The organism is Zobellia uliginosa (genome assembly GCF_018860745.1).
GTDB lineage: Bacteria > Bacteroidota > Bacteroidia > Flavobacteriales > Flavobacteriaceae > Zobellia > Zobellia uliginosa_B.
Window position 1 is genome coordinate 616,912 of the sequence record NZ_JAHKPY010000014.1, and the last position, 21,756, is coordinate 638,667.

Consider the following 21,756-nt stretch of genomic DNA (forward strand, 5'->3'; position numbering starts at 1 on the left):
TCTTTAAGCTAAAATACTTTGTAGCTTTTCTGCGTATATAGGTTTAATGAGATAGTTGTTCTCCAAATTAAATGCTTTTGCGGTTTCAATATCCTGTGGGCTTATGGAAGAAGTCATCATATAAACGGTTGGCTCTTTTATATCTTTAGGCCAAATACCGCGCATTTCCGAAATAAAGTCCCATCCGCCCATAACAGGCATGTTAATATCTATTAATATGAGAGATGGTAATTCCATATTTTCGGCAATCATTTGCTGAAAACTTTCAATTGCATCAAGGCCATTTTCATAAACAAGAGGTTCCACAGGAAACTCCATTGCTTGCATGGCACGTTTTATACTAAAAACAACTATTGCATCATCATCTACAATACAAGTTTTGCTAAAGTTCTTCATGTATACTTAGGTAGGATGGTTAGGACTAAATGTTATTTGTTATATCCAAACGGTTTTAAAAGCAAAAAAATACCCTTAGCTGCTAATATTTTGAAGAATATTATGAAGATCGTTTATTGAAATGGGTTTCAGGATATAATTATTCACAATCTCATATTCTTGTATTTTGGCAATGTCACGCGGGTCAACAGAAGAACTTATGATGTATATGATAATTTCTTCACTGTTATTATTTGGCATTTGAACAAATTCGTCTAAAAATTCCCATCCGTTCATTATGGGCATATTAATATCTAAAAAAATCATAGAAGGAAGTTCTTCTCCCTTTGCGGTCATTGCCTTTAACCCTTCTATAGCTTGTTGCCCATCATTATACACAACAATTTCTTCTGTAAAATCTACTTCGTTCATGATACGCTTTGTACCATAAATGAAAATTGGATCGTCATCTATAATGCAGACACTTTTAATTTTAGTTACAATCATATTCTTTATTATGTTAATGGTTTTCCAAAGTATATTTTAAAAGTACTACCTATATCTACAGTGCTTTCCACTTCAATCTTTCCATTCATGGCTTCAATCTGATTCTTTGTAATGAAAAGACCAATACCTTTAGCGTCTTTATTGCGGTGAAAAGTTTTATACATGCCAAACAGCTTATCTCTATTTCTGGTTAGGTCAATGCCTAAGCCATTATCTTTAAATGAAACTGATATGGTATCCTCCCTTTTTTCAGCGGTAATTTCAATTAATGGTCTTCTTTTTGGAGAACTATATTTTAGACTATTTGTAAATAGGTTTAATACAATACTATCCAAATAAGCAGGTATAACTCTAATCATTAGGTTTTTTGGGATGTTTATCTCACAAACCGCATCTTTTTCCTGAATAATTAGACTTAGGTTTTTTTCAACATTTTTTATAGTATCGTATAAGTTGATGTTCTTCATCTTTTCATTAGAACCAACTTTTACTTGTACAACCTCATTTAAATGTAGTATGGTGTCATTAAGACTTTCGGAAGCGCCACGGAGCATGTCTAAAAGATTTTTTCGTTCTTTATCGCTATTTTCCTTCATAAGAAAATTGGTAAGCATAGATAGGTTGCTAGAATGCGAACGTAAGTTGTGGGATACGATATGTGCAAAATTTAAAAGGCTATCATTTTGTTCCGTAGTAATGTCCACTAAACGCGTTAGCTTCTTTTCATTCTTTATTTGCGGAGATATATCCGTTATTTGAGAAATAAAATGGAGAAGTTTGCCGCCTGCATCCTTTACTGCTGTTGCTGTTAATATGCCGTACACAATGCTACCGTCTTTATGAAAGTATCTTTTTTCTAATTTATAGCTAGACCTTTTCCCTCCTATTACCTCGTTAAGTAAATGAACGTCCCCTTCATAATCGTCCGGATGGGTTACATCCTTAAAATTCATGGATTGTAATTCTTCTTCTGAATATCCAAGGCTTACACAGAGACTTTGGTTTACTTTTTCCACGGAGCCATCAATATTTACTATAGCCATTCCAGTATCCGAGTTTTCAAAAGCACCGTGAAAAGACTCTTCACTTTTTTGGAGCATCTGTTGGGTGTTTTTCAACTCCGTTATATCGTAATTGGTTCCTACCATTTTCACTGTTTGTCCATCTGCATTTTCGTGCCTTACCCCAATAGCTTTAATATGCCTTATTTTACCATTAGGCAAAACAATACGAAATTGAGTGTCAAAATCTTTTACACCGGCAATTGCCATTTTAACCTCTTTGTGGCTGCGTGTTCTGTCTTCGGGATGAACACTCTGTAGCCAATCTTCATAGGTTACTTCATCTACATTTTTTTCAATTCCAAAAAGGCTGTACATGATGTCATCCCATACCAATTTTTTGGAGAGTAAATCATACTCCCAAATACCAACATTAGCACCTTTGGTGGCCAAAGCCAAACGTTCACTTACTTTTCTAAAACTAAGTTCCGTTATTTTTTTTTCGGTTATATCTTGAAAAGTTCCATATAACCGTACACACTTGCCATTTAAAAATTCTACCTCGCCTTTTGCTCGTACCCAGATTTCGTTTCCTTTGGCAGAAATGATAATTAATTCAGTGTCCCAAGGTGTCCCTTCCGTAATTGCATTGGTTACAAGATTAGTAATTTTCTCTCTGTTTTTACCCTTTTTGTAAAAGTTGATACTTGTCTCTAAATTAGGTTGATAATCATCGGCAACTTGATGGATGTCTTTCGTTATATCCGTCCAAAATACATCGTTTGTTGTCATATCAACTTCCCAGCCGCCAATTTTGCCTACTCTCTCTGCTTTTTCATAAAGTTCTTCACGCCTACTCCTTTCGGTCACATCTTCAAGAAGTACAATTAAACCTCCTATTTTCTCATCAGCATTGGTCCAAGCATTAATTTTCCATTTTAACCATTGTACTTTACCATTGGGATAAATGAATTTCTCACTATTGGAGAGACTCTCTTTTCCTTTGTTTAAGCATTCTTCTAAAATTGCTTTTAATTTGCTGGGTGTCTCGGGCAGGACATCAAAGTAATTTTTACCTCTTATGGATTCGTAGCCTGGACAGAACTCATCTAACCATACTTTGGAGTAACCAGAAAAACATAGTTGCTTATCTAAAATAGCAACTGCACTTGGGGAATCTTTGATTAATGAGGTAATAGAGAGAGTTTGCAATGTGTTGTTGTTTTTTGTAAAAATAGGATTTAACTATGAATTGTAAGATTTGAGATGATTTAATGGAATACCAGGAAATAATATACGAAAAATCTGTCAGAAGAATAAACTTAGCTATTACTAAATAAAAGTTTTGTACTTGGAAACCTAATGATGTGTAGTCCATCAAACAAGCGGTGTTTAATTTTAAAAATCACCAGGTCCTTAAAAAAGCAGTCTTTACCTCATGCCAACTATTTGTTTTGAAAGGAAAAACAAGGGATGAATTTAAATATTGGAAGCTAAAATTAATCTAATGTACAAAAGAAGAGCGCTATTACAGATACCGTAGCTCTTTTGTTTAAATTTATAGAATGAAAAAGAAAGAGGTATTTACTTTACCTTATCTTCTTTAAGTAATTTAGACACTACGCTATTATGAACGATATGTTTTTTGATGAAATACGTTTGGGCCATACGGAAGCCGTGGCTTCAATATTGGAAGATAATCCTAAATTGGTCAATACCATTGATGCAAGGGGGTCAACACCATTAATTTTGGCAACCTACTACGGACATGTGGGAACTGCTGAAGTGTTATTGAATAAAGGTGCTGAGATAGATGCTGTAGATGAGTCCGGAAATACGGCATTGATGGGTGTTTGTTTTAAAGGCTTTTTTGAGGTCGCCAAAATGCTGATAGAGAAGGGAGCCAATGTAAATAAACGTAATTCTATGGGCGCAACGTGCCTTATTTATGCAGCAACTTTCAATCGGCCTGAAATCGCCAAATTATTACTTGAAAACGGTGCGGATACAATGGTTAAGGATAGTAGAGGTAATACCGCATTGGCCCATGCAAAAAATCAGGGTGTTCAAGAACTGATAGAATTGTTGGATAATGTCAATTAATGAATTAGAATGAAGCAGCTAGAACGATTAAAACGTATAAAAGCACTGGCGGAAACTGGTCTTGTTTACGCTGAGGATGAGTATAATCGTGAACGGTACGAAGAACTGAAAGAGATTGCCTTAGAGCTGATTTCCGACGTTGCCGATAGGCCTTTGCCTGTTTTGAAGGATTTCTATATGCCCGTTATTGATTACCCCACCCCAAAAGTAGATGTGCGTGGGCTAGTTTTAAATGAAAAAAATCAGGTTTTAATGGCCAAGGAAAGTATTGACGGTAAATGGACGATTCCTGGCGGATGGGCAGAAGTAGGCTTCCCTCCATCTAGTTGTGTTACAAAGGAGATAGAGGAGGAAACAGGTCTAGATACTAAGGTTTTGCGGCTGTTAGCTGTCTATGACAAGCAATCACACCCGCATCCGCCCCAGCCTTTTTACATTTATAAACTGTGTTTTCTTTGCAAATTAATAGGAGGGGAACTCAATCATGGTTTTGATATGCAGGATGCTGCTTTTTTTGATATTGATAATTTACCAGAACTTTCAAAAGATCGTATTTTAGAATCTCAACTTAAGCAATTGCACACCATGGCTGTCAATAATTTAAAGGATGTATATTTTGACTGATTTTTACTATGGATAAAGTTTTGAACGTAGCCTTAATACAAACATCTTTGGTATGGGAAAATCCACAAGCCAATAGAGAATCATTAGCTGTTAAAATAAAAGCGATTCTTCCTAATGTTGATTTGATTATACTTCCGGAGATGTTTACTACAGGTTTTACCATGTCTCCCCAGAATATAGAAAAAGAAGAAGGAGAGCAAACCCTGGTTTGGATGCAGCAAAAAGCCAAAGAGAAAGATGCGGCTATAGTTGGAAGTCTAGTTTTTCATGAAAATGGGGCGCATACCAACCGTTTACTTTTTGTTGAACCTAATGGAAAAACATCTATCTATGACAAGCGGCATACTTTTACGCTTGCAGGTGAGGATAAAGTGTATAAAGCAGGTAAAGAACGACTTATCGTTAACTATAAGGGCTTTAAGATTTGTCCTATGATCTGTTACGATTTACGATTTCCCGTATGGGCAAGAAATACAGAAGAATATGATGTTTTGCTGTATGTGGCAAATTGGCCAGAGCCAAGAATTACGGCCTGGGACACGTTGCTTAAAGCCAGGGCAATAGAAAATATGACGTATTGTATTGGGGTAAATAGAATTGGCACGGACCAAGTGGGTCATAAATATCCCGGGCATTCTGTAGTTTTTGATGCTTTGGGCAAAGATTTGATATATACGAAAGAAGAAGAAGTGGTAACTGCTTCATTATCCAAAAAGCATATTGATGACGTTCGTGATAAGCTAAAATTTTTGGACGACAGGGACCTTTTTAGTTTGGAATAACAAAAGTTTGTTCCATTTCCCAGTTAGCACGCACTTCAATAATATCCGGATAGTAACTAATTTTTTCCGGTTGTTGCTTTTTTAGAAAGTTACCTGTATCCCATTTTTGATTTCCGTTTGTATCAAAAATTACTCTCACTAAGTATTTGGAAGGTTCAAGATTGTTAAATTCAAATACTTTAGGTTCAGTGGCTATAACCTCTCTTTTTAGCTCTCCTTGCTCATCTGTTAGTTGTACTATTAAAGGGTATTCGCCGCCTGTAATGTTAAATCTTAAGTTGCCATAATCTGCATAGCTACCCGTAGATAAATAGTATGATATGGTATCATTTGCCTGCTCAAAAAAATCTGTAATGGCTCCAGGAAGTATATCTAATTGATAACTCTGATTGGGTTCAATGTTGAAATCAAAATCAACTTTATTCTCAATAGTATCTAACTTGGTCTTAAAATCAACCGCTAACGAATCTTGGTTGGTCATAAAGATCAGTGTGGAATCTATAGTGGTGATGGGGGTGGTGGAAGAAATGTAAAATGGGTCGCTAAAATTAAGTGAGCCGTTCTGATTGGGATTCAATCTCATAGAATCGGTCTCTACTTTTCTGTTTTTTACAGTGAAAGTATCAATGATTTTCAACCGCTCATTGGTTGCCGTAAAGACTATAGAATCCATTTCATAAGGGGTAAACCAAAAATTTAGGGTATCCTTGCCTTTTTCTTTCAATAACTTGGTTTTAACAGTGTCCGGAATGGTGGTCAGTGGTTTTATTTCCACATCATCGGCATCACCGTAATAACCAAAAATAATCTTGTTTTTAGAAACCATACTGGGAACGGACATACTATAATTTGGGACTTCTTTAAATAGAGTAAGAACGTATGTAGAGTCTGTAGGAAGGCTTATAGTGTCGTTAAGGAATGCTATTTTATCTACATTCTGATCAAACATATTGTTCTTTGATTCATCCTTGAGAGCAAAAAGCTTGTACTGACCTTCTTTTAAGTTTTTAAGTTTAAAAATAACCGCGCTGTCTAGGGTATTTGTTATGTAGTTGGGCGGTCTTTTAAAAATGGTGGAATCAGTATAAGCCGTGTCAATTTCATATAACATTACACTAATAAAATCATCGGCTTTTTTCTTGAAGGCGTCTTTTACGGCTCCGGTCAAATCTAGGGAATCAATATAATCTCCCGTACTAAAAACATAAGTTAGAAAGCTACTGGGATTACCCTCGTTATTATCTTGAACGCTTTGCCCAAAGTTTAGAGTGTAAGTTGTGTTTTCCCTAAGGGTATCCTTAAATTTTAGTTCAAGATATTTGCTGGCAGCACCTTGGGGCTTGATGTCCGGTTGATATTTTAGAGGAGGCGAAACTATGAGTTGTTCCTGTATGTCCTTAAGTTTTATGAACTCATCAAAATAAAGCCGAATGCGACTAGCCTTAAAATTAGTAGTCATGCTATCTGGTTCTGTTTTTAAAAGCGTAGGTGGGGTTAGGTCTTTTGGACCTCCGCTAGGACTTCCTCTACGTGCACATTGCCATAAAACAGCAACTATCATGAATAAAAACAAAAAGGTTACAAACCTGCGAATCATAAGACTAAACTATAGCACAAAGTAACAACTAATTTTCTTTAATTCCATACTTATGGTACCACGGCCATACTTGCAATATAAACATTGGTATTTGGTGCTTGAGACAATACTTTGGCACAATTTTCCATGGTAGCACCTGTGGTGATAACATCATCTACCAGAAGAACATTTTTATTTCTCAAAGCATTATGATCAGACAAAATATACAGGTCTTTGATGTTCTGCCATCTTCCTATTCTTCCTTTCTTGGTTTGGGTCTTGGTATTTGCAGTTTTAACAAGAATGTTATCTACATACTCAGCGTTAAGGTGAAATGCCAATCTTTCGGCAAAAGAAGCAACTTGGTTATATCCTCTTTTTCTAAGTTTTTTCTTATGTAAAGGTACAGGAATAATGACATCTATAGCGTTTTTAAGTTCGCCATTATCTTTAAGTATTTGTCCATACCAATCACCCAAAAATGTACCAATTTGTTCTTGATTCTTATATTTCAGGTGGTGAATAAGCTCACGTACAATACCGTTTTCCGAAAAATACAGCATTGAACTTGCCTTTTTTATGTTAATTCTACCATAAAATATACGGTCAACGGGGTTTTCATCGTTAAAAGTATAATCGGTAAGCGGCAAATCGTTTCGGCAAGTGGTACAGATGAGTTTCTCTCCTCTGTTTAAATGAGCATTACATCCAAAACACACCCTTGGTGCTAAGATCGAATTGATATCATTTAGTATATTTGTTAACATTTTAAACACCAAACCTTTGCCTTCGTGCAAGCTACTTAAAAGCCCCACACGCCCCAATGGACGTTCAAGATACTAAATTTAACTACAAAATTATACTTACTGCCTTGGTTGCGGTACTCATAGGTATCTTAATAGCATTTTATTATAGCTATGCCCAGTCTAGAAGTCAAATTGTATATCTAGAGCAGGAAAAGGATCTCCTTGTTAAGGATCTTACTATAATGAAGACTGATGTAGATAGACTTTCGGCACTTAACGAGGTAAATGAAATAGAACTGGAAAGTTCAAAATACAGAGTACAACAACTGTTGGATTCCGTGGGTAGATTAAATTTTACGGTAGAAAAGCTTAGAGAATATAAAACGGAACTACGAAGGTTAGAAGCTAAAAACGATAGTTTAAAACTTAAGAACAATTTCTTGAGGTATAATAACATGCTTCTTTCCGATAAGTATGAGGAAACCAAAAAACAGATAGAGGTCCTTAGAGGAAAAAGTAGTTCACTTGCAGAGGCGGAAGCACTCCAAAGAAAGAAGATAAGCGAGTTGAACAAAGAACTCAAGTCAAAAAAATATTTAGCATTACAGAACACGGAGGGTAGCGGTTTCAGATTACGTTCTGGAAAGCCTATTAAAACCAACAAGGCATCACTTATAGAAAAACTTCGTGGTTGTGTTACCGTGGCTGCAGATGGTCATGAGCTTAATGCGGAAAAAGTAGTGTACTTTCAATTCTTAGGCCCTAATATGAGGGTTATTGAGGATAATGCGAATACCATTGCCGTAAATGGTAATATTTATAGTAAACGTGTAGAGTTTACTTTTAGTGGTGAAGAAACTAATGTTTGTGACTTCATTACCCTGCCCCAAGGCTCTTTAGAAGAGGGTGTATACAGGTTGAACGTTTTTGAAAACCAAAAACTTCTATCTTCAAGTGAATTTGAACTAAAATAAATTTTCTGACATTGCCCTAATATTCTATTTTTGCCGCATGGCAAAACAAGAAGATGATTTTAAGAGGGTAATTTCCCATGCAAAGGAATATGGTTACGTATTCCAGTCCAGTGAAATTTATGACGGATTAAGTGCAGTTTATGACTACGCACAGAACGGTTCTGAACTCAAAAAAAATATACGGGAGTACTGGTGGAAAGCCATGGTACAACTCAATGAAAACATTGTGGGTATTGATGCCGCAATTTTCATGCACCCTACTACCTGGAAAGCTTCTGGCCACGTTGATGCTTTTAGCGATCCTTTAATTGACAATAAGGATTCTAAAAAAAGATATCGTGCAGATGTTCTCGTGGAAGATCATGTGGCCAAAATTGAAAATAAGATAGAGAAAGAAGTAGCCAAGGCAGCCAAACGCTTTGGTGATAAATTTGATAAAGAGCAGTTCTTGGCCACAAATCCAAGGGTTGTAGATTATCAGGAACAAGCAACTACCATTCTAAAAAGGTTAGGTAAATCTTTGGAAAAAGAAGACCTGGCAGATGTTAAGAAACTGATTGAGGAACTGGATATTGCTTGTCCAATGTCCGGTTCTAAGAATTGGACGGAGGTTAAGCAGTTTAACCTTATGTTCGGCACTAAACTTGGAGCTACTACAGAAACGGCTATGGATCTTTACCTACGTCCAGAAACTGCGCAAGGTATTTTCGTTAACTTCCTGAATGTTCAGAAAACGGGTAGAATGAAAATTCCTTTTGGTATTGCTCAAACAGGAAAAGCATTCCGTAATGAAATTGTAGCGCGCCAATTTATCTTTCGTATGCGTGAGTTTGAACAGATGGAGATGCAATATTTCATCAAACCCGGTACGCAACAAGAGTGGTATGAAAAATGGAAAGAGAAGCGTATGAAATGGCATCTTTCTTTGGGTATGGGGCAAGATAGCTATCGTTTCCATGACCATGAGAAATTAGCTCACTATGCAGATGCAGCTTCGGACATTGAGTTCCGTTTTCCTTTTGGTTTTAAAGAGCTTGAGGGCATACACTCACGAACTGATTTCGATTTATCAAGTCATGAAAAGTTTTCAGGTAAAAAATTACAGTATTTTGACCCTGAAACCAGAGAAAGCTATGTGCCTTATGTATTAGAGACTTCGATTGGTTTAGATCGTATGTTCTTAGCTGTTTTTTCCAATTCTCTGAAAGAGGAGGAGCTAGAGAACGGCACTACTAGAACGGTATTAAAATTACCTGCGGTTTTGGCACCTACCAAAGCTGCCATATTCCCATTGGTAAAAAAAGACGGTCTTCCGGAAATTGCTCATAAAATCATTGAAGACCTTAGATGGGATTTTAATGTAATATATGATGAGAAGGATGCGGTTGGACGTCGTTACAGAAGACAAGATGCCAATGGCACACCATTTTGTATAACTGTGGATCACCAAACGGTAGAGGACAACACGGTAACTATACGTCATCGTGATTCTATGGAGCAAGAACGTGTTGAAATATCGAATTTAAAATCGATTATTCATGATGCCGTAGATATGAAAGGATGGTTAATGAAAATGGAAGAAGCTTAAATTTTCAAGCCTATTTTAATACCTCCGTACCAATTACGTCCGTTTCCCGGGTAGTAGTAACGTGGTTCACTGCCTCCAAATCCCGTAGCATTTATCAATACGGATTGAGCATATTTTGTGTCAAAAATATTATTGATACCAAAATCAATCCCTATTGAGAAACGGGTATATAATTGTTTTCTATATCCGATTTTGGTGTTCAACAGATTAAATGCATCACTATATAAAGTATTGGCATCCGTTAAAGATATTTTGTCAACGTATTGATGGGTAGTGTTCCAATAAAATCCGTTTCTCATCTGCACTTGAAGACCAGAATTTAATCTATGTTTGGGCACACCTGTTAAAGGGTTTCCTGAAAAGTCATTGTCGCCGTCAATAAATTCAACAAAACTAAAGTCGCTTAAGGTATAATTCACGAACGGCCTTAATTGTAGTTTAGGTGATATGGAGAATTTATAACTTAATTCCGAGTCTATACCTTGGTGCTTTGTACTTCCTGCATTTTTCCCAATGTATTGGTCCTCACCTATACGTTGATCCACCAAAAGGTTTTTAATATCCATGCGGTAGACTGCGATATCTAAATGCAGTTTGTTCTCAAAGAATTTGAATTGGCCTCCCAATTCGTAATTAATGCCTGTTTCCTGAGCAATGTCCGGATTTATAACCCCTTCCGGTGTTAAGGACCTTTCTAAACTTGGATTGGAGAAACCACGACTAACATTAGCATAAATAGCTTGGTCTGCATTAATATTGTAACTCAAATCTAAACTAGGAAGAATAATGGCCTTAAAATTACGTTTGGCATTTTTATTTTCAGAACCGGTATTGTACCTGTCTCTGAAATCATAATGGGTTTTGTTAATGTTGAGTCCTACTTGTGCTTTTAGTTTATCCGTTAAGGGTAGCATTAATGAGCCAAAACCGTTAAATTTTCTGCGAAATTCTTTATTGTCACTTAATTTTTGCCCTATTAAACTACCGTTACCATTATTGTCTCGGTATAAGTTTTCAAACGTGCCCCAATTGTATTCATCTTTATAAAGTTCAGCCCCAAAAGTATATTCAGCTTTTCTTTGAAGAAAACTGAAATTTCCTAGAAAACGCGATCTAAAACCATAACCATTGGTAATTTCATCTAAAATGTTGAACGGTCTTGGTTCATAATGATCAAGGTAAGTGTAGAAAATGCTGGTGGTATTCTTTAGTTTGGAACTAAATTCATGATCATATGAGAATCCTGCCAGAGTATAGTTGTTATCTTCAAAACCCTGTGCGGCATTCCATGTGAAAGCTGCTTGTTGTGGGTTTTCGTTAAATGCAGAAGCACTTAAGGAACTTGGTATTTGTGCAGAATAATCAATGTGGTTTATTAAAAATGAAATCTTATTTTTTGAATTTAATTTATATGATGTGCTGATTAAGACCCCGTCTCGTTCAAAACTATTGTTGTCACGGTAACCATTGGTTTCCATATGCCCGTATTTGACCATTAAAGATAGTTTAGTATCGGAATGGGAGAATCTAAGACTGTTCTTTAAAAGTCCGTAAGAGCCTAAGGTAAAATTATTTTCAATTTGGGTTGTTTCTTTAGCAAATGCCTCGGAATGTAAGATAATTGCACCTCCTAGACCAGTTCCATATGCTGTTCCTTTTGGCCCTTTTATGACTTCTATTCCAATTAAATTTTCTAGATCATAAGCTTCAATAGTTGAAGCTCCTGTTCCATTGGTTAAAGGAATGTCATTATAATAAAGCTGAAGTTTATCCGTGCCAAATTGTGAACGAGCGCCTATACCTCTAATGGTAATTCTATTAGTGTTCAACGCGCCGGAAAGAACAAATACTCCGGGAATTTGATTTAAGGCAGAGACCATATCCGAAGGGCTGTAATTTTGAAAGCTTTTTACTCCAATGATAGAGGAGGGTACGATACCTGTTGCCTGTTTTACTAAAATAGTATCCGTTAATACTATTTCTTCTAATTGGGTTATGCTATCCTTTGTTACAGGATTTTGCGCTTTTGTAAACTGAACGAAAAGAATAAATATAAAGACTACGAAAATCGACTTCATTTAGGGCTTTTATTTGAAGGAGGTAAAAATAGCAAACTAAACGGGCTTCTTGGCTCACAATGCTTATTTTCGTAAAAAAGTTAAAGACGTGAAAATAGTATCATATAACGTTAACGGTATACGTGCCGCAATTAACAAGGGTTTTATTGAGTGGTTACAGGCAGTTGGTCCTGACGTAGTCTGCCTGCAAGAAATTAAAGCAATGGAAGAGCAATTGGATTTGGCTCTTTTTGAAGCAGCGGGATACAAATATAATTATTGGTTCAGCGCCCAAAAGAAAGGATATAGCGGTACAGCAATTTTATCAAAAACGCAACCTGATACTATTCAAAAAGGAACTGGAATAGAGCATATGGATTTTGAAGGCCGAAACATTCGTGCAGATTTTGGAGATATTTCAATAATGAGTATGTATCTGCCTTCGGGGACAAATTTAGCCCGATTGGACCATAAACTTATGTATATGGCAGATTTTCAAAAATATGCCGATGAACTTAGAAAAACACATCCAAATTTGATTGTGTTGGGTGATTATAACATCTGTCACGAAGCTATAGATATTCATGATCCGGTGCGTAATAAAAATGTATCTGGATTTCTCCCTGTTGAACGGGAGTGGATTGGAGATTTCATGAAAAGCGGTTTCATAGATAGTTTTAGGCATTTCAATAAGGAGCCAGATAATTATACATGGTGGAGTTACCGCGCCAATGCTCGGAACAACAATAAAGGATGGCGTTTGGACTACGCCATGGTGGCAGAACCTCTTAGGGATAGGTTAAAACGATCGGTAATCCTATCCGAGGCAAAACATAGTGACCATTGCCCAATTTTGGTGGAAGTAACTTCTTAAAAAATAAAAGCATCCCAACAAAAAGGGATGCTTTCTTTATCTATTTTTCACTATTTCTAACGGTAAATTGAGAAGTGACCCACGAATTCGCGGTCGTCATTTACGCCGTTTAGTTTAATGATGTACCAGTAGTCACCAGCTGGTAAGCCTTTTTTATTATAATTACCGTCCCATTCTCCGCTGCCAACGAAGCTTTTTATCATTCGCCCGTAACGATCGTAGATAGAAACAAACATGTCTGGAAAAGCCTCGTTGTTTTTAATTATCCATACATCGTTCTTACCATCACCATTAGGAGTAAAGAAATTCGGGATTTCAATATCTATAAATTCCATCGGTACCTGAATTGCGGTTTCACAGCCTTTACCGTCTACTACACTAACCGTGTACATACCGTCACGAACAATATAATAAGATCCAGAAGTTTGTGGCATGGATTCAAAGTAATAGGTGTAATCTTGATCACCACCCTGTGCTTCAACCAAAATTTGGTTAATTGCTCCTTCTTTAAGAATTAAGGTTAACGGGTCCTGACCATCAATAGTAAAGTTCATGACCTCAACACAACCTGTTCCCAAATGCACAATACTTATGGTATGGTCACCTGCGGAAATATCAGAAAACGTTGGGTTTGATTGTGCATTGTTAACGTCCGGGTTATTGGGGTTGGCATCATCTAGGTCATATACAATTTCTGAAGTGTCCAAAGTTTCATCTTCAAATTTTACGGAAGCCTCATAGTAAGGCTGTCTATCTCTACATTCATTAACTAGTTCTATGGATGCGGTAAGGTTAGCTCCAACTTTTACTTCCTCATAAATCAAATCTGCTTTACAATCGTTGGAATCTTTGATGTTGATTTGATAGAAACCACCATCCAGATTATCTAATAATACGGTGCCTCCGGTCAGTAAAACATAAGATTCTGTATTAGTTCCCAAGGAGTAATAATATGGAGCGGTACCTCCAGTAATACCAACTTCTATTAAACCGTTATCATCGCTAGAACAAACTTCGTCTATTATACGAACCACAGATGTTTCTAAAGGAGCTGTAGGACTGTTAACTGTAAATGTTATCGCTTTTTCACAACCGTTTCCATCTTGCACAATTACGCTGTAATCTCCGGCAGCCAGATTTTCAAAAGTGGGATCTGAATATGCTTTTTGTGGTTCTGTGGATATATAGAAATAATAAGGGGCTTCACCACCAGAAAAAGGAATGGTAACAGTACCGGACTCTTCTCCATAACATGCAACAGCGGTTGCGTTAACCGTTGCTGGTACAATTAGTTCTGTTGGTTGATTAATCACTATTTTCCTATCGTTAAAAGCAATACAGTCAATACCGCTTGTAGCACGTACATCGTAAGTTCCTGCTCCAAGGTTTTCAAAGATTCCTGAGTCTTGAAAACTACCAATGAGCACCCCATCTTTTTCTAGTTGGTACTGATATCCACCAAGACCACCGGCAGCGTGAGCTACTAATACAGCATCTTGTTCTCCAAAACAGTTGATCGTTGTATTAGAGTCATCTATGGTTAAGGTAAAAGGTTCAACCACATTAATGCTTCGTATTACAGAAATAGGAGTTTCACACGTATTCTGATTTTTGGCAATGAACTCATAAGTTCCGGGCCCTAAATTGCTATAAATATTACCAGTTTGCCAAGTGCCGGCATCTGGGTGGGTGGTAGGCTGAATCATTTGATATTCAAAAACATCGCCGCTATTACCTGTTGCCGAAACTGTAATCTCACCAGAATTGGGTGTACACGTTGGCTTTTGTGTAATCTCCGCATCAATCCGTATAACAAATGGATCACTTAAAACTATTGGAACATCGGTTGTGTCTTCACAATTTAAATTATCTTGAACGGTTATAGCGTAAGTACCCGCAAAAAGACCGCTAAAAGTATTGTTGCTCTGCGGTAACGTACTTACTCCCGTAGCAGCGTTGGTTAAAATGTACTTATAGTCCGTAGGGCCATTTGTTCGTGATACAACTACAGATATTTCCCCATCTTGACTACCTGGGCAGCTAGGATTAGTTGTGGTAATACCCGCAGCATCGTCTATCACAATTGGATCAATTGGCGGAATGATTATTTCTTTTGCCAAAGTGATACATCCGCCAGAATCCCTTACTCTAACTTGGTAACTGATTCCTAGCAAATTATCTATAACATTGTTCGAATCAAAAGCTTGGTGAACGTTTCCGCTTATGGTTTCTACCAGTTCAAATTCATAGTCGCCCCAACCCCCTGTTGGTTTCAGCGTAACTTGTGCGTCAGCGCCAATACACGTCAAAACTTGAGTAATATTGAAATCTACGTCTAATGGAGTTGAAGGAGATTGAATGGTTATATGTTCAGAATCCTCGGAACAGTTCGTGTCCCTATCGGTAATTTTGATGTAATATGTACCTACGGGAAGACCGGTTATAGGAATTGATGCATTGCTAGAAGAAGTTACTGCAGCTTGCTCAATAGTGTCATCTGATTTAAAGACTTCGTAATTAAACCCGCCTGCACCAAAACCGGATGCTGTAAATGATAAGGCACCATCACTGGATCCGGAACAAGTAATATTGTCTGTGTGCGCAGCAATAACCCCAATGTTGTCAAACGGAGCAATCAGCTGTGTTACCTCAGTAGTACATCCCGTATCATTATCCGTGATGAAAAACGAATAAGAGTTAGGGTTTCCACTTTGAATGGTTACCGTAGTTCCCGATATACTAACTATCGAAGATGCACTTGGTTTTTCAACAATACTAAAATTGGTGAAACTTGCAGGTATGTTTATTTCATAAATACCATCAACCGTACAATTCATTGCTGTGGTGGTTGTTATGGTAGCCGAAATTTTAGAAGCTGCAGGTATCGTCACATCAACGGTAGCCGGACAGTTGTTTTTATCTTTAACGTTAATGGTAATCGTACGTGCCGTTGTTAAGAACGGTATTTCGTAGGTGTCGGAACTGGTATAGCTACTTCCATCAAAGCTATATGAATATGGAGGTATTCCAGAGCCGCCCATATCCACAACTATTGTGGCTAGACCAAGGTTATTGTCCGAAGTACATGTAAAAACTGTTGGAACCGGCGTAGTAGCAAACTGTAGTTCAGTAGGTTCACTAATAGTTGTAGTTAAGGTCTGTATACAATTCTTTGATGAACGAATATTGATTGTGTGCGACCCGGGGGTCAAATCTTCAAACAAATTACTGGTTTGATATGGATTTCCGTCAATACTGTATTCATAAGTAACATCTAGGTTGTCTGCTGTTGGATTTTGTATTATGGAGACTTTACCATCATTATATCCAAAACAACTTACAGATTCTCTAAGACCTATTATAAAATCTGGAGCAACAGGAGTATCTAGTTGAATAGGAGTAGTTGATCTTGGCGCACATCTATTCGCTACCGGTACGGCAGGATCAACATCCGTTACTGTAACCGTATAGGCTACACCAGATGCAAGACGGTCAAAAATACCTGTGACATTAGTTTCATCACCCGGGGCATAAGACCCTGGAATTGGAGAAATCGTAAAATTGTACGTACCGGAACCGCCATATGCAGAAGCTTCTATTTCTCCGTTATCTGGATTGCCTGAGTCACAATCAACTGTTTTGGTGATTTTAACACGGGGTACCATTTGAGGATAAATATGAATAGTTCTGGTATCTGAACATCCGTTTTCATCACGCACTACTAGTGTATGATAACCAGGTCCCAAGGTTTTTGTTGAGGTAGATGTCACTTCTCCGTCCCAAATATAATCTGGACTCGGTTTATTTGGGTTGGTTCCAGCATTGGATAATGTTGCAACTACATTGTAAAGCTCAGTGGTAGATGTACATCTATCCGTTACATCAATAGCGTCTATAACTGGTTCTTCATCTTTTGTAAATGTGATTACGTCCGGAGTGGGTTCTACACATCCACTGCCATCTCTAACATAGGCTCTGTATACATTCTGACCTCCAGTATAACCTGTTGGCACGACATTTGACCAGAAGTTATCAGGTCCAAAATCAGCATCGGTAGGGGTCTGGCTATCCGGTACAAGGGCATATTCGTAAGGGTGCCAGTTCTGTCTTAATTTGTTCCGTATGTTAAAATAGGCTTCATCATCCCAGCCTCCTATTGCTGTTACGGCAACTTGTCCGCCAGTATTACATGTAGGTTGAACTACGTGGTCTTCAGTTAATCTTAATTTGGTCTTGGGCCTATAAATTAAGAAGCGTTCACCGGCAGTACAACCTGAGCTATCTTCTACCTCTACAACATACCACGCTACGCGCATGTTTGGTACGGTTATGGTAAAAGGAGCGCCGGTACTCATTACCGTGGGTGGGTTATAATGAAAGGCGGTGTGTACTGGATTACCCGCATTGTAAATTTTAATGTTCACAGGTCCCGGAGCCGAGTTGGCAATTGTTAGTTCTACTTCTCCGTTTCTAGCGTTATAACAAGTTTCACTTTGAGGAACCGCATCAACGGTAATGAAACCTACAGGTGGTTCAACAATTGGTCTTAATGAGCGCCATCTTACACAACCGGTAGCGTTATCGCGAATCGCCACGGAATAGGCTACCCCAAATAATAGCTTACCATAAAGAGCGCTGTTCGTAAATCTATAATCACGTTCATTAGGATTGCCGGCCGTACCAGCAACTCCATCCCATAATGGATTTTCTGAATCATTGAAAGGTCTCCAACCACTGTTAACATCATCTTCAACACCATCGCCATCATCATCTATAAGTTGATAAGGGTACAACCGGACATCAAAAGGCCCTACTAGGTCTGGCGTACCATCACCATCTGAATCTTGATTTGTTATAGAAAAATCATACGTTGCTCCATTGGCACAAGTCTGCAATGCTACTGGTGAAGTTACCCCCGAAGGAATTGGAGGTGATTCAACGGTATACACTTGAGATTCCCATGAACATCCTTTTTCATCCTCTATTCTAACTACAAAATGGTTAGCCCAATATAGAAGCACATCAAAACCGGTTTTTGGCCCGTATTTGGCAGGCTGGTAAGCATTTAGGTAGTTAGAATTGGTAGCGAGATCAATGTTTTCATAGTTTCTATAAGTCCAAGTACGGGTTTCCTCACCAGCTTCATATTTTGCTTTGTCGTAAACACGAATCAATGAAATGGAAACCGGTCCTGTTGTATTTTGGATATTGGATATTTTCATGTTGCCCCATTGGTTACCACCAGCGGGATCACAGCTAATATCTGTTTTCTCTATTTCGGCTTCAATGGCGGCTTCTGCACCTATTATGGCCTGTTCGTTTTCAATAATACACCCGAGTGCATCTTTTATTGCAAAATAATATGTGGTAGCATCAAGATTCGTAAAAACTGCCTGATCGCCGTAAACAGCAGGGTTTGTTCCGCTAAAAGGAATGTCACTAAATGCATATTCATAAGGAGGTGTTCCTCCTGTGGCCTTCAATTGAACGGATCCCGTACCATCTTTTCCGCAAGTAGTATTGGATACTTCGTGATCAAACCCTAAAGCCGGAGCCGCAGAGATTATAACAGGGTCCGTAGTGAAAGTACAACCTTTGCTATCTATCACATCAAATGTGTATGAACCTTCTGTAGAAGCGCTAAAAGGTATGCTTACTGGAGTAGTGTTTCCGTTCACATAATAAGTGTACGGCGCGTATCCTTCTTGAGGTGTTATGGCTATAATAGCATCTGGTGTGGCACCACAACCATAAGGTTTCGTAATTTCCCCTAAGGCAAATAACTGTCCTGAGATTTTAGTGTCGGTAACTATGGTTTTACATCCGTTGTTGCCAATTATTTCAATTAAATAATCATAAGGGGTTAAGTCGGACAGTGTAAATGTACCTCCTGTTATTGCTACGGGCGTTCCGCTGTTTACAGTGTAAAAATAAGGAGCTTCTCCTCCGGAAACGTCTATTTTCAGGACACCTTGAGTTGTACTTGAATAACAATAATTAGTAGGCGAACCGGCTGAAGTATCTACATCGGCAATAGGACCTCCTTGGTCTATAAGGTCAAATTTGGTAGTGTTTACTAAACACCCGTTTACATCCGTTACATAAATGGTGTGCTGCCCGGTTTGCGATAATCCAGTAATGGTTTTATTGCTCTGAGCCGTAAGAGGATGCATCGTATTGTCAGGTTGTTCTACAGAGTACCTATAATTTCCCCAACCACCTGAAGCCTCGATAGTAACAGATCCTGGAGAGCCGCAATTTATATTGGAAATACTAAAGCTGTCTACTACAAGCGGAGTAGCTGGTCCACTAACGGTTATGGTCTGAAGTTTTTGGCAAGGTCCTGATTCATCATTTGTTTTGAGAGTGTAGGTGTCCGCAGGAAGACCTGTAATCAATAAAGGAGAACTGGACTGATTTAAAAGGCCAAGACCTAAAGGGTTTCCTGAGCTATCTTCTACCACTACACTAAACGAGCCATTAAAATTGTCTACGGACAACTCTATACTACCATCTGCCGTACCAGTTGTGGCGCAACTTACATTGTTTTTTACCAGTGCATTTGCTGTAAACTGTACTGGGTTCGGTACAACATAATTTCTAACTATTTTACATCCATCATCTGCTATGACTTCAAAAGTGTATGTATTTGGAGCAAGGGCTGTAAAAGTATCGCCAGATGCTGTAAAAGTGGTAGGTTGAATAATTTTATAAGTAAAAGGACCATTACCATTTTCAACCGTAACTCGTACATCGGTCGTGCCGGTAGAGCAATCAACACTACTGTGTGAAAAGGTTAAATCAGAAGGATTGGATCCTGCGTTTACAGTTTCATCAACCGTTGTTAAACAACCGTTTGAATCTCTTACGGTAATGGTATAACCACCAGCTCCTAATCCACTCAAATTGGGATCGGTTTGAAAATTCTCGCCATCTAAACTGTATTCAAATGGGGCTGTGCCACCTGCCGTTACACTTGCTTGAATAGTTGCTGAACCATTTGAGCAATCAATTTGTTGAGTAACAGATGCGCTTGCGGTAAATGAGGTACTTGCTTTAACTTCAGAACTGATAGTGGGAAGTTCACAAGAGCCTCCGGCTTTTTGTTTTTTTATGATGATCGAATAGGTATTAGCAGTTAAATTGCTAAAAACATTTGAGGTTTGAAAGCTACTGCCGCCATCAATGCTGTATGTAATAGAATAGCCTTGGGTATCCGTTACATCTACTGAGATGCTCCCGTCATCAGTACCATTACATGTAATGTCTTGTGGGTTTATTGAGTAAACAATCTCGGGTTCCGTTACAACGTTAACAGAATTTGAGTTTACTTCACAGCCATTGACGTCCTTTACCGTAATAACATAAGCTCCAGCTGCAGTGACAGGAATTTTTGTTTGATTTCCTAAAGTAAAAGGAGTAAATGTTACATTGCCGTTTACGCTGTATTCGTAAGGTGCAGTACCTCCGGTTTGGGTTACCGTAATGATGCCATCAGTACAGTCTATATTTTTTGTGACAATAGCTTCAGGTTTCACGTCCGCAAAAACCGGAATTTCTTGTTGAGCTATCCATGAACAAGCGGAAACACTGGCCAGGGTTACGTTAATATCGTAAATACCAGAGTCTAAATCGGGAAAAGTGTAAGAACTGCTGGTTATGGCTCCAGAAGAATTAATTAAATTACCACCTTGGCTAATTTCGTATACATAGGTTGAGGAAGCGTTAGAAATATCAACTTTAATAGCTCCTTTTGAAGTATTGCACGAAATAGGAATTATAGTGGCACTGGCATCAATAGCGTTATTGTTAACCATCACGTCTTCCAAAGTGAACAAACAGCCCTCAGTATCATTTTTTCTTCGAATTTGAATATCATAGGCACTTACGCTATTTATTGTAAATACATTTGAATCCTGCCATGTGGCACCATGATTAATAGTGAACTCGTAGGTGGAAGGAACGTTATTAACGGAAATTGAACCAGGTGTGCCACAATCTATATTCGTTACTACCGGACTTGGGTTTAATTCATTGGAATACACATTAAAATAAAAGCGTTCGGTACTATTGTCAGTATACCTTACCAAAATTTTGTATTCCCCACCGTCCGTCACAGTGTATTGAGTATTTGTACTGACCTCGTCCCACAAGCTGTTTAAAGCGGTATTGGCACAGGTAGATGATCCATTAGTAGGGCTGCCCGGCTGAAGCTTAGACCATGTTATGGTCTGCAAATCTGGAATGCTTGTGACAATTAAACGTTCATCATTTACACCACACAAATAAATCTCGTGTAATTCGCTACCGTCGTTCGCACAATTCACAACTCCATCAGAACTACCCGTTAAAGGGTGGGTTCCATAAAGCAAAGCCGACTTCGATATATTTGTTTTTTCTTTTGCAAGCGCAGTAGGGGAAGGGGATGCATAAGCCAAAAGAGATGACACTGTTAGTGTCAAAAAAAGGAATAAGAGGTTCTTCAGAGAACACAAAGAATACTTATAAGTGGTCGTCATAAGTAGGTTTTTGGTTAAATAGTTGGTTTT

At 38.1% G+C, this 21,756-nt stretch carries 13 protein-coding genes; 6 read left to right on the forward strand and 7 right to left on the reverse strand.

Translation table 11 applies throughout. The features are described from left to right. Positions 1-3: 3 nt before the first annotated feature. From KO521_RS17570 to KO521_RS17580, 3 genes are all read right to left on the reverse strand, one after another. A complete protein-coding gene (locus KO521_RS17570; RefSeq protein WP_215941210.1) occupies positions 4-396 on the reverse strand; it encodes a response regulator in 393 nt (130 codons plus the stop codon). Between the two features lie 75 nt (positions 397-471). After that, positions 472-882, reverse strand: coding sequence for a response regulator (locus KO521_RS17575; RefSeq protein WP_215941211.1), 411 nt, complete (start codon positions 880-882; stop codon positions 472-474). An 8-nt stretch (positions 883-890) separates the two neighbouring features. Then, positions 891-3,095: a PAS domain-containing sensor histidine kinase gene (locus tag KO521_RS17580; RefSeq protein ID WP_215941212.1), complete on the reverse strand. Its 2,205-nt coding sequence runs from the start codon at positions 3,093-3,095 to the stop codon at positions 891-893. A 417-nt stretch (positions 3,096-3,512) separates the two neighbouring features. Between KO521_RS17580 and KO521_RS17585 the strand changes: the two genes are divergently transcribed. The 3 genes from KO521_RS17585 to KO521_RS17595 are packed head-to-tail and all read left to right on the forward strand — an operon-like array spanning position 3,513 to position 5,392. After that, positions 3,513-3,986 carry an ankyrin repeat domain-containing protein gene (locus tag KO521_RS17585; RefSeq protein WP_215941213.1) on the forward strand — a complete coding sequence of 158 codons (474 nt, stop codon included), beginning with the start codon at positions 3,513-3,515 and terminating at the stop codon, positions 3,984-3,986. Between the two features lie 9 nt (positions 3,987-3,995). Further along, positions 3,996-4,610, forward strand: coding sequence for an NUDIX hydrolase (locus KO521_RS17590; protein WP_215941214.1), 615 nt, complete (start codon positions 3,996-3,998; stop codon positions 4,608-4,610). Between the two features lie 8 nt (positions 4,611-4,618). Further along, complete coding sequence (locus KO521_RS17595; protein WP_215941215.1) at positions 4,619-5,392, forward strand: amidohydrolase; 774 nt, start codon at positions 4,619-4,621, stop codon at positions 5,390-5,392. Here the strand turns inward: KO521_RS17595 and KO521_RS17600 are convergent. Beyond that, a complete protein-coding gene (locus KO521_RS17600) occupies positions 5,379-6,953 on the reverse strand; it encodes an Ig-like domain-containing protein (RefSeq protein WP_252730099.1) in 1,575 nt (524 codons plus the stop codon). The two genes, KO521_RS17595 and KO521_RS17600, sit on opposite strands and share 14 nt — an antisense overlap. Positions 6,954-7,039: 86 nt before the next feature. After that, entirely contained in the window at positions 7,040-7,735 is a 696-nt protein-coding gene (locus KO521_RS17605; RefSeq protein ID WP_215941217.1) for a ComF family protein, read from the reverse strand. 56 nt (positions 7,736-7,791) lie between these two features. Between KO521_RS17605 and KO521_RS17610 the strand changes: the two genes are divergently transcribed. Further along, positions 7,792-8,688 carry a hypothetical protein gene (locus KO521_RS17610; protein WP_215941218.1) on the forward strand — a complete coding sequence of 299 codons (897 nt, stop codon included), beginning with the start codon at positions 7,792-7,794 and terminating at the stop codon, positions 8,686-8,688. 37 nt (positions 8,689-8,725) lie between these two features. Further along, positions 8,726-10,276 carry a glycine--tRNA ligase gene (locus KO521_RS17615; protein ID WP_215941219.1) on the forward strand — a complete coding sequence of 517 codons (1,551 nt, stop codon included), beginning with the start codon at positions 8,726-8,728 and terminating at the stop codon, positions 10,274-10,276. Here the strand turns inward: KO521_RS17615 and KO521_RS17620 are convergent. Continuing rightward, positions 10,273-12,354, reverse strand: a complete 2,082-nt coding sequence (locus tag KO521_RS17620) for a TonB-dependent receptor family protein (RefSeq protein ID WP_215941220.1) — start codon at positions 12,352-12,354, stop codon at positions 10,273-10,275. The two genes, KO521_RS17615 and KO521_RS17620, sit on opposite strands and share 4 nt — an antisense overlap. A gap of 88 nt (positions 12,355-12,442) precedes the next feature. Here KO521_RS17620 and KO521_RS17625 point away from each other — a divergent pair, with 88 nt between their 5' ends. Beyond that, positions 12,443-13,207 carry an exodeoxyribonuclease III gene (locus tag KO521_RS17625; protein ID WP_215941221.1) on the forward strand — a complete coding sequence of 255 codons (765 nt, stop codon included), beginning with the start codon at positions 12,443-12,445 and terminating at the stop codon, positions 13,205-13,207. A 56-nt stretch (positions 13,208-13,263) separates the two neighbouring features. On the opposite strand, the gene KO521_RS17630 is transcribed toward KO521_RS17625, so the two are convergent. Then, positions 13,264-21,657 (reverse strand): T9SS type B sorting domain-containing protein, encoded by an 8,394-nt coding sequence (locus KO521_RS17630; RefSeq protein ID WP_215941222.1) that lies wholly within the window; start codon positions 21,655-21,657, stop codon positions 13,264-13,266. Between the last annotated feature and the right edge of the window lie 99 nt (positions 21,658-21,756).

Bases quoted from the DNA above. Each gene is read 5' to 3' on its own strand.
- KO521_RS17620 (WP_215941220.1), bottom strand. From the start codon at position 12,354: ATGAAGTCGATTTTCGTAGTCTTTATATTTATTCTTTTCGTTCAGTTT.
- KO521_RS17605 (WP_215941217.1), bottom strand. From the start codon at position 7,735: ATGTTAACAAATATACTAAATGATATCAATTCGATCTTAGCACCAAGG.
- KO521_RS17615 (WP_215941219.1), top strand. From the start codon at position 8,726: ATGGCAAAACAAGAAGATGATTTTAAGAGGGTAATTTCCCATGCAAAG.
- KO521_RS17595 (WP_215941215.1), top strand. From the start codon at position 4,619: ATGGATAAAGTTTTGAACGTAGCCTTAATACAAACATCTTTGGTATGG.
- KO521_RS17600 (WP_252730099.1), bottom strand. From the start codon at position 6,953: ATGATAGTTGCTGTTTTATGGCAATGTGCACGTAGAGGAAGTCCTAGC.
- KO521_RS17590 (WP_215941214.1), top strand. From the start codon at position 3,996: ATGAAGCAGCTAGAACGATTAAAACGTATAAAAGCACTGGCGGAAACT.
- KO521_RS17570 (WP_215941210.1), bottom strand. From the start codon at position 396: ATGAAGAACTTTAGCAAAACTTGTATTGTAGATGATGATGCAATAGTT.
- KO521_RS17575 (WP_215941211.1), bottom strand. From the start codon at position 882: ATGATTGTAACTAAAATTAAAAGTGTCTGCATTATAGATGACGATCCA.
- KO521_RS17585 (WP_215941213.1), top strand. From the start codon at position 3,513: ATGAACGATATGTTTTTTGATGAAATACGTTTGGGCCATACGGAAGCC.
- KO521_RS17610 (WP_215941218.1), top strand. From the start codon at position 7,792: ATGGACGTTCAAGATACTAAATTTAACTACAAAATTATACTTACTGCC.